This is a genomic window from Streptomyces sp. NBC_00525, from assembly GCF_036346595.1.
Classification (GTDB): Bacteria; Actinomycetota; Actinomycetes; order Streptomycetales; family Streptomycetaceae; genus Streptomyces.
Genome location: NZ_CP107834.1, coordinates 5,891,626 through 5,904,655 on the forward strand (window position 1 = coordinate 5,891,626; position 13,030 = coordinate 5,904,655).

The following is a 13,030-nucleotide window of genomic DNA, read 5'->3' on the forward strand; positions in this document are numbered from 1 at the left end:
CAGGCGGGGCCGCCCGGTCGCCGGGCGGCCCCGCCGTCAGAGGGGCCCAACATGATCAGATTCACGATACGGCGACTGCTCTCGGGACTCGTCCTCCTGCTCGTCGTCACCTCCGCCACCTTCTTCCTGGCACACCTGGCCATCGGCGACCCCACCGCCGGCCTGCTCGGAAACAACGCCACACCGGTACAGCGGGCGGCACTGCACGAGAAGCTCGGCCTGGACCGCCCGATCATCACCCAGTACTGGGACTGGTTCTCGCACGCCATCCGCGGCGACTTCGGCACGTCCTGGCGCAACTTCCAGCCCGTCTCGGACCAGATCGCCCTGCGCGTACCGGTCACCCTCTCGGTCGTGCTGGCCGCCACCCTCCTCGCCGCCGTGCTGGGACTGGTCGTCGGCGTCGCGACCGGGCTGCGCCCCGGCGGCCTCCTCGCCCGCGTCCTCAAGGTCGCCTCCGTCGTCCTCTTCGCCCTGCCCGGCTTCTGGGTCAGCCTCGTCCTCGTCATGACGTTCGCCGTGCGGCTCAAATGGTTCCCGGCGGTGGGCTACGTACCCTTCGGCCAGTCCCCGTCGGCCTGGCTCAGCTCCATCACCCTGCCGTCCGTCGCCCTGGCACTCGCCGCGATCGTCATGATCGCCGAACAGCTCAGCAACGGCTTCCTCGAAGTCAACAAGCAGGACTTCGTCCGCACCCTCAAGGCCCGCGGCCTGTCCTCCCGCCGCGTCACCCTGCACGTCCTGCGCAACGCCTCGCCCGCCGCGCTCACCGTCCTCGCGGTGATGTTCGTCGGACTGCTCGGCGGCGCCATCGTCGTCGAGATCATCTTCAACCTGCCGGGCATCGGAAGCCTCACCCAGTCCGCCTCCCAGATCGGCGACATCCCCATCCTCCTCGGCCTCACCGCCGTCACCGTCGTCTTCGTCGTCCTCATCAACTTCCTGCTCGACCTCGTGCTCGGGTGGATCAACCCGAAGGTGCGCGAGATATGACCGAAGCCGCACTGCCCGCAACGGACGCGGCGGCCGTCCGGGCCGACCAGCGACTGTGGGCGCGCTATCTGCGCCGCCCGCTCGGCGTCACCGCCCTGGCGGTGTTCCTCCTCGTCGTCCTCGTCGGACTCCTCGCCCCGCTGCTCGCCCCGCACGATCCCAACCTCGTCGACTACAACCTCACCCAGGCATCGCCCGGCGCCGACCACTGGATGGGCGGCGACTCGGCCGGCCGCGACATCTTCAGCCGGCTGCTGTACGGCGCCCGGACCACCGTCTACGGCGCGGCCGTCGCCTGCCTCGTGGGCGTCGGACTCGGCGTCCCCACCGGCGTCGCGGCCGGATACTTCGGCGGCCTCACCGATCGGATCAGCTCCTGGATCAGCGACGGCCTTCAGTCCGTCCCCGGCATGATCGTCCTGCTCATCGTCGCCGCCGGCACCGGCGCCGACTTCACGGTGCTGATGGTCACCGTGGGCGCCTTCATGGCCCCCGGCTACTACCGCATCTCCCGCTCCAAGGCGCTCGCCGTCCGCCGGGAGCCCTACGTCGACGCCGCCCGCGTCGCCGGACTCACCCACGGCCGGATTCTCCGGGCCCACATGCTCCGCGCCGTCCGCGCCCCCGTCATCATCCAGTCGGCGCTCACCGCCGGCGTCGCCATGGGCATGCAGACCGGCCTCCAGTTCCTCGGCGTCGGCACCGCGTCCACGCCCGACTGGGGCCAGATGATGAACGACGGTTTCCGCACCATGGGAACCCACCCGCTCATCCTGCTGTGGCCCTCCGTCGCCCTCGGCGTGACCATCGCGGCCCTCGCGTTCATGGGCTCCACCCTCGCCGACCTGGTCAGCGTGCGCACCACCCCCGCGCCCCGCAGCCGCCGGGACAAAGCGGCCGACCGGCGCACCGAGGCCACCACCCCCGCCAGCGGCGAGCTGACCCACCCCGTGGAGGTGAGCGCGCTGCGCATCGAGAACCTCCGCGTCGGCTACCGCACCCCGCAGGGCGACAAGCAGGTCGTCCGGGGCGTCAGCCTGGACGTCGCCCCCGGCGAGGTCCTCGGCATCGTCGGCGAGTCCGGCTCCGGCAAGTCCCAGACCATGTTCTCCGCGCTCGACCTGCTGCCCGACGAAGGCAGCGCCGCCGCGGACGGCATCTGGATCGGCGGCGAATCCGTGGCCGGCCTGCCGCGCGCCCGGCGCCACGCCCTGCTGGGCACCCGCATCGGCTACGTCCCCCAGGAGCCGATGAGCAACCTGGACCCCTGCTACACCATCGGCCACCAGCTCACCGAGCCGCTGCGCGCGGTGCACGGACTGACCAAGGCCAAGGCCCGCGAACGCGCGCGCGAGGTACTGGTACGCGTCGGCATCACCGACCCCGAGCGCGTCATGGCCTCCTACCCGCACCAGGTCTCCGGCGGCATGGCGCAGCGCGTCCTGATCGCCGGCGCCGTCGCCGGCAAACCGGACCTGCTGGTCGCCGACGAGCCGACCACCGCGCTGGACGTCACGGTCCAGGCCGAAGTCCTCGAACTGCTGCGGGAACTCCAGCAGGAGTACGGGATGGCACTCGTCATCGTCACCCACAACTTCGGCGTGGTCGCCGACATCTGCGACCGGGTCGCGGTCATGAAGGACGGCCGGATCATCGAGTCCGGCACCGTCGAACGGATCTTCGCCGAACCCGGCGACCCCTACACCGCGGAACTCATCCGCGCCTCGCAGGACGACACCGAGAGCCGCGACGACCTCGACGTGGCCTGGCACGGGGCCCGGAAGGTGACCGCATGACCGGCACCGGAGCAGACAAGGAAACGGAGGGCGCGCAGATGAAGAAGGACACGGACGCCCGGGACGACGCGGCGCTGCTGGAGGTGAACGACGTCGTCGTGGACTACCGGCGCGGACGCGACACCTTCCGCGCGCTCAAGGGCGTCTCGATGACCATCGGCGCCGGCGAGTGCGTGGGCCTGGTCGGCGAGAGCGGGTCGGGCAAGTCGACGCTCGGCAAGGCCATCCTGGGCCTGGCCGAGGTCGCCTCCGGCAGCATCCGCTTCGACGGCCGGGACATCACCCACCTCAAGGGCGCCGCCCGCCGCCGGCTGGCCGCCGACCTCCAGGTGGTCTTCCAGGACCCCTACGGCTCGCTCGACCCGACGATGACGGTCGGTCAGATCCTCGCCGAACCGCTCACCGCGTCCGGCACCGGCCGCGCCGAGGCACGGGCCACGGTCGCCGAGATGCTCGACCACGTGCGCCTGCCCGCGGACACCGTCGGGCGCTACCCCAGCGAGTTCTCCGGCGGCCAGCGCCAGCGCATCGCCATCGCCCGCGCGCTGGTGCGGCGTCCGCGCCTCATCGTCTGCGACGAACCCGTCAGCGCCCTGGACCTGACCACGCAGGCGGCGGTCATCGACCTGTTCATCGACATCCAGCGCGAGACCGGGGTCTCCTACCTCTTCGTCTCGCACGACCTCGGCGTCGTACGGCGCATCTGCCACCGGGTGTCGGTCATGTACCAGGGCGAATGCGTGGAGACCGGCCCCAACGAGACGGTCACCCGAGAGCCCGAACACCCGTACACGCGAAGGCTGCTGCTGGCCTCGCCGGTCGCCGATCCGGCCCGGCAGGCGGAGCGCAGACGGAGCTGGCTCGGGCTTCGTGCGACAGCCGCCTCGCCAGTACCGTAGGGAAGACCATGCCTAAAATCATTGACCACGATCAGCGCCGCCGGGAGATTGTCGCGGTCGCGAAGAAGCTCATCATCCAGGGCGGTTTCGAGGCCGCGACCATGCGCAGCATCGTCGCCGAGGCCGGCTTCGCCAACGGTGCGCTGAAGCGCTACTTCCCCAGCAAGGACAGCATAGTGGCCGCCACGTTCCAGAGCGTGCTGGCGGAGATGAGCGAGCAGATCGGCCCCAGCGAGCCGGCCCCCGACCCGCGCGAGGCGCTGCGCCACGACGTCGAGGCGACGCTGCCGCTGGACCAGTACCGCATCGACTCCGCCCGCGTGCTGCTCGCGCTGTGGGAGCACTCGGTGGCCAACGAGGAACTGGCGTCGCTCTACCGCGAACACCTCCACGTCTGGCGCCGCCGGCTCGCCGAGCGCATCGCCGCCGCGCGCGGCCGGGGCGAGACCCCGGACACGCCCGCGGTCTCCGAGCTGGCGGGGGAGGTGATCGGCGTCTCCATCGGCGCCAACGTCACCTCGCTGATGTTCCCCGACGGCGCGCTGATCCCCGAATACCGCGCCTACGTCGACCGGTTGATGCGCAACCTCGACAACTGATCCGCCTCCGGCGGACCACCGGGCCCGCTCCGGGCCCCCGACGAAGACCTGACGAAGGACCGCCATGCATGTGCGAGGCAGGCTGTTCATCGGTGGCGAGTGGACCGCCGCCGGTGACGGAACGGAGTTCACCACCCGCGACCCCGCCACCGGGGAGGTCCTGGGCACCTGCGCCCAGGCCGGACCGGCCGAGACCGACGCCGCCGTCGACGCGGCCCGGCGGGCCCTGGCCGACCAGGCCTGGGCCGCGCTGTCCGCCGCCGAGCGGGCCCGGCTGCTGTGGCGGGTCGCCGATCTGATCGAACGGGACGCGGACCGGCTCGCCGAACTGGAGACCCGCGACCAGGGCCAGCCCCTGGACGTGGCCCGGTCGGTGAGTGTCGCCGGGGCCGCGGAGCACTTCCGCTACTACGCGGGGTGGGTGACGAAGATCGAGGGCGCGGTCAGCCCGGTCTCCTTCCCCGACACCCTGCACTTCACCCGCCGCGAACCGGTCGGTGTGTGCGCGCTCATCACCCCCTGGAACTTCCCGCTGATGATCGCGGCCTGGAAGCTGGCGCCCGCGCTGGCCTGCGGCAACACCGTGATCGTCAAACCGGCCGAGCAGACCCCGCTCACCACTGTGCACCTGGTGCGGCTGTGTGAGGAGGCCGGCTTCCCGCCGGGCGTCGTCAACCTCCTCACCGGCGGCCCGGCGACCGGCCGGGCGCTGGTCGAGCACCCCGGCGTGGACAAGGTCTCGTTCACCGGCTCCACCGAAGTGGGCCAGGAGATCGTCCGGGCCTCCGCGAACGACCTCAAGCGGGTCACCCTGGAACTCGGCGGCAAGGCACCCAGCATCGTCGCCCGCGACGCCGACATCGACGCCGCCGTCCGGGGCAATGTGCAGGGCGCCCTCCTCAACAGCGGCCAGGTCTGCGCCGCGTACTCCCGTTTCTACGTGGACGCGCGCCGGGCCGACGAGTTCACCGAGAAGCTGGCGGCGGCCGTCGCCGCCCTGCGCCTCGGCCCCGGCCTGTCCCCGGACACCCAGCTCGGCCCCCTGGTCAGCGACGAGCACCTGAACCGGGTGGACGGCCTGGTCTGCGAGGGCGTCGCCGAGGGAGCCGAAGTCGTCACCGGGGGAGCGCGGGCCGACGGACCGCTGTCGGCCGGGAACTTCTACCGGCCCACCGTGTTCACCGGGGTGCGCGACGAGATGGCGATCGCCCGGCAGGAGGTCTTCGGCCCCGTGCTGCCGGTGCTCACCTACGAGGACGAGGACGACCTCGCCGCGCGGGCCAACGACACCCGCTACGGTCTGGCCGCCGCCGTCTGGACGCGCGACCTGAAGACCGCGCACCGGCTGGCGGCCGGGGTCCGGGCCGGCGCGGTGTTCGTGAACATGCCGGCGATCCCCGACCCCGCGGCGCCCTGGGGCGGGTTCGGGGCGAGCGGCTGGGGCCGCGAGATGGGCGCGCACGCCCTGGACGTGTTCACCGAGACCAAGGGGGTGTGGATTCACCATGGCTGACCCGCGCGAGGAGACCGCGATGACCGACCGTACCGAGGCGCACGACGCCGTCGAGGCCGCCGTGGAGGCGTACGTGGCCGCGGTGAGCGCCGCCGACCCGGCGGCCGTCCGGGATGCCTTCCGGCCGGACGCGTACATGTGGGGCCATCTGGGCCCGGATCTGGTGTCGGCCCCGATCGAGGCGTTCTGCGAGGTGGTCGCCGCCGACACCGACCCCGCCGCGTGGACGTCCGGCTACACGTACACCGTCCGCTCCGTCGAGGTGAGCGGCGAGGTGGCCGTGGCCGTGCTGGAGGAGTACGGCTACCAGGGCCACGACTTCACCAACCACTTCTCGCTCGTGCGCGAGGACGGGCGGTGGCGGATCGCCGGCAAGACCTTCTTCCGCCACGACCCGAGCTGACCCGATCCGCGTACGAAGGCGCCCCACCGGCCGGTCCGGTGGGGCGCCTTCGTGGGTTGCACGGCCGGTCACGGCTCAGAGGTGGTAGCCGTACTCCGTGAACTCCCAGTCCGTGACGTGCCGCTGGAAGCGCGCCACCTCGTCCCGCTTGTACGTGAGGTAGGCGGCGGTGAAGTCCTTGCCGAGCAGCCCGGTCAGCTCGGTGTCCGCCTCCAGCGCGTCCAGCGCGGCGGGCAGGGACATCGGCAGCACGGCGGACCTGCTGGTGTCGTAGCCGTAGCCCTCCAGCGGGGCCGGCGGCTCCTGGCCGGCCCGGATGCCCAGCAGCGCCGCCGCGAGCGTCCCGGCGATCAGCAGGTACGGGTTGGCGCCCGCGTCGCCGAGCCGCAGCTCGAAGCGGGCCCCGGAGCCGCGCTCGGGCGGGACGCGGACCATGGCGCTGCGGTTGTCCAGCCCCCAGTCGACCAGCCAGGGCGCGATGGTGTCGGGCCCGAAGCGTTTGTAGGAGTTGACGGTCGGGTTGGCCAGCGCCGCGAGCGCGGGCGCGTGGGCGAGGACCCCGGCGATCGCGTGGCGCGCGGTGGCGGACAGGCCGTACGGGGCGGCGGGGTCGTCGAAGGCGTTGGCCTCCCGGCCGTTCCGGCCGCGCTGGTCGTCCCGTACGCCCTCGTCGTCCTGACCACCCTCGTCGTCCCGGTCGTCGAGCGCGGAGAGGTGCAGGTGGAAGCCCGAACCGCCGGCGTCGTTGAAGGGCTTGGCCATGAAGGTCGCCAACCGGCCCTCGGCGCGGGCCAGTTCCTTGACCGCGGCCTTGAAGCGGAAGGCCCGGTCGGCGGCCTTGAGCGCCTCGCCGTGGGTCAGGTTGATCTCGAACTGGCCCCCGTCGTACTCGTGGTTGCCGCTGGTCACACCGATGTTCAGGTCGCGCAGCAGGCGCAGGGTGCGCAGCAGGTGGTTGTCCGGGTCGGCGCGCAGCCCGGCGGTGTAGACGACGCCCTGTGCGTCGCTGGTGCGGCGCCAGCCCCCGGACCGGTCGGGCGCCGGTTCGCACAGGAAGTACTCCAGCTCCGGGCCGACCACCGGCCGCAGCCCCTGCGCGGCCCAGTGGCCGAGCACGGCGCGCAGCAGGTCGCGGGGCGACTCCGGCGCGGGCCGGCCGGTGGCCGGGTCGGTGACGTCGCCGAGACAGGTGGCGACCCCGGGCTCCCACGGCAGCACCGTGAGGGTGTCCAGATCGGGGGTCACGCTGATGTCGGGCAGCCCGGCGTCCAGGCCCCCGGCGACGGCGACCGTGTCGCCCTGGGGGCTGGTGTGGTACACGGCGCGGCAGAACGCCAGCCCGTGCGCACAGGCGGCCGGGAGGTGGTCCAGCAGGACGTCCCTGGCCCGCTCGGTGCCGATGAGGTCGGGGTAGGTCACCCGGACCACATCGACTCCCTCGGCGGCGAGCCGCTCCATGTGGTGGCGGACGGGATCGGTGTCGGATGCGCTCACCGGTGACTCCTCTGGGGAAGGGGGGCGCCTCCCAGGCACGGCGCACGGGGTGCGGGGCACTGGGGGAGAAGGGGGAGAGAAGGGGAGGGCCAGGGCCTGTCCGGCGGATCAGGGCCCGGCGGCCGCCTCGCACCGCTGAACAGCGGGAGGCCGCGCCTTTGTTCGCAGCCACACCCTAGGGACGCCCGGTGCGCTCCCGCAAGGGTTCGGCCCCAGGGAATTATCCATCCGGATAGGTATTGCAAAACCGTATACGACTTCCTATCTTGTTTGGCATCGAGCGAGTCGCGGAACCGCCTCCCCCGTCCGGACCGCCGGACCGGACCCCGCCCCGGCACGCCTCCGGTGCCGCCCCGTCCGGCCCGGCCGCCCTCACCGCAGAAGGAAGCCGAAGTGACCCGAGTCCGTGGATACTTCCACCCCAAGACGGCGACCGGTGCGTCGTCGCTGATCCCCTCGCCGCCCTGGCACTACTCCGGCGACCTGCTCACCGTGGAGTACCGCACCGACCCCGCCCGCGTACGCGAACTGCTGCCCGCTCCCCTGGAACTCGCCGACGAGGACCCCGGCGCGGTGGCCCTGATCTGGGCCGACTGGCAGTCCTGCGCCGCCGAGGGGGCCGAACTGCTCGACCCGGTGCTCGCCCAGTACAAGGAGGCGTTCGCGGTCGTGCGCTGCGCGTACCGCGGCCGGACCTACAGCCGCTGCGTCCACATCTGGGTCGACAAGGACTTCGCCATCGCCCGCGGACTGCACCAGGGCTATCCGAAGAAGCTCGGCTCCATCCACCAGACCCGCCCCCACCCCTACGGGCCGGCCCCGCGCATCGAGGCGGGCGCCCGCTTCGGCGCCACCCTCGCCGCCGCCGACCGCCGCCTGGCCCAGGCCGTCGTCACCCTGCGCGAGCCGTCCGAGACCAACGGCTTCGTCAACTCCCACCCGATGGCCCACCACCGCTGGCTGCCCTCCATCGAGAAGGGCGGCGGCCTCGCCCTGGACGAGCTGGTCGTGTCCGGCGCCGCCGCCTTCGAGGCCGGGCCGGCCTGGACCGGCGACGCCGAACTCGAACTCTTCGAGGCACCCACCGAGGAACTCGCCCGCCTCGAAGTCCGCGAACCCATCGCCGCCTACTACCGGCAGGTCGGTGTGGTGTGGGACGGCGGCCGACTCCTCGAATCCGGCACCTCCGGCGCCGAGTGACCCCCGAACGACAGGCCAGGAGAGCGGACATGCCCCACGACCACCCCACGGACGACCGCACGGTCCACGACGATCCCGTGGTCCACGACGACTCCGTGGTCCACGACGACGCCACGATCCACGACGACGCCACGGTCCACCACGACCCGGCCGGCCGTTCCGCGCCGGCCGACCGCCCCGAGCCCGCGCCCCCGCACCGCGTCACCGTCGCCGGGGTCGCCGTCGACACCCGCCACTACATCGGCGGCCGCCGCGTCGCCTCCGCCCACACCTTCACCGACCACTCGCCCATCGACGGCGCCTCCCTCGGCGAGATCGCGCGCGGCACCCCCGCCGAGGCGGAGGCCGCCGTCGCCGCCGCCAAGGCAGCCTTCCCCGGCTGGGCCGCCACCCCGAGGGCCGAACGCGCCCGCCTCCTGCACGCCGTCGCCGACGGCGTCGAACGGCGCCTCGAAGAACTGGCCGCCGTGGAGACCGCGGACAACGGCGCCCTGCTCCGCTCCCACCTGCGCGGCGTCATGCCCCGCGTCGCCCACAACTTCCGCTTCTTCGCCGACTGGCTGCTCTCCCTGGGCCACGAGGACTTCACCACCCGCGACCACACCAACCACGTCAGCTGGGACCCGGCCGGACCCTGCGTCCTGATCACCCCATGGAACGCCCCGCTGATGCTCGCCACCTGGAAGGTCGCCCCCGCCCTCGCGGCCGGCAACACCGTCGTCCTCAAGCCCGCCGAGTGGTCCCCGCTCACCGCCTCGCTGCTCGCCGACATCGCCGCCGAAGCGGGCCTGCCCGCCGGTGTCCTCAACGTGGTCCAGGGCTACGGCGCCGAAGTCGGCGACGCCCTCACCGCCCACCCCGACGTGCGCCGCATCAGCTTCACCGGCTCGGTGCCCACCGCACGGCACATCGCCGCCTCCGCGGCCGCCCACCTCACCCCGCTCAGCCTCGAACTGGGCGGCAAGTCCCCGCTGCTGGTCTTCGCCGACGCCGATCTCGACCTCGCCGCCGGCCTCGCCGCCGAGCAGTACGACAACGCGGGCCAGGTGTGCCTGGCCGCCACCCGCATCCTCGTCGAGGAGTCCGTCGCCGAGGAGTTCACCCAGCGCCTGGTCGCCCGCGCCTCCCGGCTCCGCCAGGGCGACCCGCGCGACGAGGCCACCGACATCGGCCCCACCATCCACCCCCGCCAGCTGGACAAGATCGACGGATTCGTACGCCGGGCGCTCGACGCCGGGGCCCGGACCCTCCTCGGCGGCCGGCGCGGCACCGGGCAGTACTACCTCCCCACCCTCCTCACGGACGTGCGCCAGGACTCCGAGATCGTCCAGGAGGAGGTCTTCGGACCGGTCCTGACCCTGCAGACCTTCACCGGCGAGGACGAGGCCGTACGCCTCGCCAACGACACCCGCTTCGGACTGGCCGCCACCCTCGCCACCGGCGACCCGGAGCGCGCCGACCGGGTCACCGCCCGGCTCGTCGCCGGCACCGTCTGGGTGAACTGCTTCTTCGTACGCGACCTCAAGGCCCCCTTCGGCGGCGCCCGCCAGTCCGGCGTCGGCCGCGAGGGCGGCACCTGGAGCTTCGACTTCTACTGCGACGTCAAGAACACCGTCACCGCCCCGAAGGGATGGCAGCCCCATGGGTGAGATCACGGGAGCGGGGCTGCTCGCCCACGTACCCACCATCGTGCTCCCCGAGAGCACCCGCCGGGAGCTGAACGAGGGCAAGGAGATCAGCCTCGTCACCGGCCTGCGGCAACTGCGCCGCGACGTGTTCGAACGCGACGACTACGACACCGTCGTCGTCCTGGACTCCCACTGGGCCACCACCGTCGAGTTCGTCGTCACCGCCCAGGAACGCCGCTCCGGCCTCTACACGTCCGAGGAACTGCCGCGCTGCATGTGCCGGATGCCCTACGACTACCGCGGCGACCCCGAACTCGCCCGCAACATCGCCTCGTTCGCCGACCGGCACGAGACCTGGATCACCCCGATCGACGACGCGTACCTGCCCGTGTACTACGCCACGACCAACCTGTGGAAGTACCTCGGCGAGGGCCTGCCGGACAAGCGCTGGGTCTCCATCGGGGTCTGCCAGACCGGCGACATGGAGGACCATCTGCGCCTGGGCCGCGCCCTGGCCGACGGCATCGCCGCCACTCCGGGCCGCCGCGTCCTGCTCATCGCCTCCGGAGCGCTCTCGCACACCTTCTGGCCGCTGCGCCAACTGCGCGACCACGAGGCCAGCGACCCGGTCCACATCTTCTCGCCCGAGGCACGGGCCGCCGACGAGGAGCGCATCGCCTGGTTCAGGGAGGGCCGCCACGACCGGGTCCTGGACACCATGGACGACTTCTGGGCCTTCCGGCCGGAGGCGAAATTCTTCCACTACCTGATGATGGCCGGCGCGCTCGGCGAACGGGCCTGCACCGCACCGGGCCGCCAGTACGGGGAGTACGAGAACTCCGTCGGCACCGGCCAGGTCCTGCTCTGGTTCGACCGCCCCGACACCGGCTGGACCGGTACCGCCCCCGGACAGCCGGCCCCCCGCACCGCCCCCGGACAGCCGGCCCCCGCCTCCGCCTGAACCGCCAGAAAGGCTCCACCATGCCCGAGTACCGCCGCGTCCTGCTCGACGGCGCGATCGTCGAGACGGTCCGCGACGGCGACGAACTCGTCGCCGGAGACGGCCGCCGCGTGCGCGTCGAGGACGCCCACCACCTGCCGCCCGTCGTCCCGTCCAAGGTGATCGCGGTCCACCTCAACCACCGCAGCCGCGTCGACGAGTTCCGGATCGGCCTGCCCGACACCCCCACGTACTTCCACAAGCCGACCTCGGCCCTCAACGCCCACCGGGGCGCCGTGGTCCGCCCCGAGGGCTGCCGCTGGCTCAACTACGAGGGCGAGGTCGCCATCGTCATCGGCCGCACCGCCCGCAACATCTCCCCGGCCGACGCGGGCCACTACATCGCCGGCTACACCGTGGCCAACGACTACGGCCTGCACGACTTCCGGGACACCGACGCCGGGTCCATGCTCCGGGTCAAGGGCTCCGACACCCTGTGCCCGCTCGGCCCCGGCCTCGTCACCGACTGGGACTTCCGGGGCAAGCGGCTGCGGACCTACGTCAACGGTGAGGTCGTCCAGGACGGCTCCACCGACGAGATGACCTGGGACATGCACTACCTGGTCGCCGACATCGCCCGCACCATCACCCTGTACCCCGGCGACGTCCTGCTCTCCGGCACCCCGGCCAACTCCCGGCCGGTCGCCCCCGGCGACGTCGTCGAGGTCGAGGTCGAGGGCCTCGGCCGGCTCACCAACCACATCGTCACCGGACCCACCGCGATCCGCACCGACGTGGGCGCCCAGCCCACCGAGTCCGAGGAGGTGCTGTCCACCGCGCTCGGCGGCGACTGGGAGTTCCGCGGCATCCGGCCGCCCGGGCGCTGACGATCACGCCGCCGGTAGCCTCCACGCCATGAGCGAAGACGCCCGCCCCACCGGCACCCGCAAGCCCGTCACCAACTACGGATCGGGGCGCGGCGCCCTGCTGGACGCCGCCGTGCGCGTGGTCGCACGGGGCGGGCTGCGCGGCCTGACCTACCGGGCCGTCGCCGAGGAGGCCGGAGTCACCCACGGACTCGTCGTCCACCACTTCGGCTCCCGCGACGCCCTCATCGAGGAGGCCGTGGACCACGCCTTCCGTTCCTCGCTCGACGTCAGCTCCCTGGACACCGGCGCCGAACGGGCCGGGGAGTTCGCCGAGGGCCTGGGCAGCATGGTGGAGACGGGCCCCGACCTCCAGGCGTTCCAGTACGAACTGCTCCTGGAGGCCCGGCGCAGGCCGGACCTGATGCCCAGGCTGCGCGCCCTGTACGACGAATACTTCGAGACCGCGCGCCGCGATCTGGCCCGCATCCTGTCCCGGCCCGTGGACCGGGGGCTGTCCCGGCTGGTCTTCGCGGCGCTGGAGGGCCTGGTCCTGCACCAGCTGGTCTTCGGGGAGCGCGAGGTGACGGAGGAGGCCCTGGCGGAACTGCGCACCCTGCTCGAACGCCTGGCCGACACCGACGCACGAACCACCCCCGACACCACTTTCGACCCCACCTGACCGAAACGAGGACGCAC

At 72.5% G+C, this 13,030-nt stretch carries 12 protein-coding genes; 11 read left to right on the forward strand and 1 reads right to left on the reverse strand.

The window, feature by feature from the left end:
* Nucleotides 1–51: 51 nt before the first annotated feature.
* The 6 genes from OG710_RS25825 (at nt 52) to OG710_RS25850 (ending at nt 6,203) form a co-directional block, all read left to right on the forward strand.
* A complete protein-coding gene (locus OG710_RS25825) occupies nt 52–993 on the forward strand; it encodes an ABC transporter permease (RefSeq protein ID WP_111339075.1) in 942 nt (313 codons plus the stop codon).
* Nucleotides 990–2,789: a dipeptide/oligopeptide/nickel ABC transporter permease/ATP-binding protein gene (locus OG710_RS25830; RefSeq protein ID WP_330241457.1), complete on the forward strand. Its 1,800-nt coding sequence runs from the start codon at nt 990–992 to the stop codon at nt 2,787–2,789. The genes OG710_RS25825 and OG710_RS25830 overlap by 4 nt, the downstream gene beginning before the upstream one ends.
* Nucleotides 2,786–3,688, forward strand: coding sequence for an ATP-binding cassette domain-containing protein (locus OG710_RS25835; RefSeq protein ID WP_443064296.1), 903 nt, complete (start codon nt 2,786–2,788; stop codon nt 3,686–3,688). Before OG710_RS25830 ends, OG710_RS25835 begins: the two co-directional genes overlap by 4 nt.
* Nucleotides 3,689–3,696: 8 nt before the next feature.
* Nucleotides 3,697–4,287 (forward strand): TetR/AcrR family transcriptional regulator, encoded by a 591-nt coding sequence (locus OG710_RS25840; RefSeq protein WP_111339077.1) that lies wholly within the window; start codon nt 3,697–3,699, stop codon nt 4,285–4,287.
* Between the two features lie 64 nt (nt 4,288–4,351).
* Nucleotides 4,352–5,800, forward strand: coding sequence for an aldehyde dehydrogenase family protein (locus OG710_RS25845; protein WP_330241458.1), 1,449 nt, complete (start codon nt 4,352–4,354; stop codon nt 5,798–5,800).
* Nucleotides 5,793–6,203 carry a nuclear transport factor 2 family protein gene (locus OG710_RS25850; RefSeq protein WP_111339078.1) on the forward strand — a complete coding sequence of 137 codons (411 nt, stop codon included), beginning with the start codon at nt 5,793–5,795 and terminating at the stop codon, nt 6,201–6,203. The genes OG710_RS25845 and OG710_RS25850 overlap by 8 nt, the downstream gene beginning before the upstream one ends.
* Before the next feature lie 75 nt (nt 6,204–6,278).
* On the opposite strand, the gene OG710_RS25855 is transcribed toward OG710_RS25850, so the two are convergent.
* Complete coding sequence (locus OG710_RS25855; RefSeq protein ID WP_330241459.1) at nt 6,279–7,697, reverse strand: glutamine synthetase family protein; 1,419 nt, start codon at nt 7,695–7,697, stop codon at nt 6,279–6,281.
* 393 nt (nt 7,698–8,090) lie between these two features.
* On the opposite strand from OG710_RS25855, the gene OG710_RS25860 reads away from it, so the two are divergent.
* From OG710_RS25860 to OG710_RS25880, 5 genes are read left to right on the forward strand one after another with little or no spacing between them, the layout of a single operon-like run.
* A complete protein-coding gene (locus tag OG710_RS25860; RefSeq protein ID WP_330241460.1) occupies nt 8,091–8,897 on the forward strand; it encodes an acetoacetate decarboxylase family protein in 807 nt (268 codons plus the stop codon).
* A gap of 29 nt (nt 8,898–8,926) precedes the next feature.
* Nucleotides 8,927–10,546, forward strand: coding sequence for an aldehyde dehydrogenase (locus tag OG710_RS25865; RefSeq protein WP_330241461.1), 1,620 nt, complete (start codon nt 8,927–8,929; stop codon nt 10,544–10,546).
* Nucleotides 10,539–11,486 (forward strand): 3,4-dihydroxyphenylacetate 2,3-dioxygenase, encoded by a 948-nt coding sequence (locus tag OG710_RS25870; protein WP_330241462.1) that lies wholly within the window; start codon nt 10,539–10,541, stop codon nt 11,484–11,486. Before OG710_RS25865 ends, OG710_RS25870 begins: the two co-directional genes overlap by 8 nt.
* 20 nt (nt 11,487–11,506) lie before the next feature.
* Nucleotides 11,507–12,352, forward strand: coding sequence for a fumarylacetoacetate hydrolase family protein (locus OG710_RS25875; protein WP_330241463.1), 846 nt, complete (start codon nt 11,507–11,509; stop codon nt 12,350–12,352).
* Between the two features lie 28 nt (nt 12,353–12,380).
* The gene (locus tag OG710_RS25880; RefSeq protein ID WP_330241464.1) at nt 12,381–13,013 is read left to right on the forward strand and encodes a TetR/AcrR family transcriptional regulator; all 633 of its coding nucleotides are present in this window, start codon (nt 12,381–12,383) and stop codon (nt 13,011–13,013) included.
* Nucleotides 13,014–13,030 lie beyond the last annotated feature (17 nt).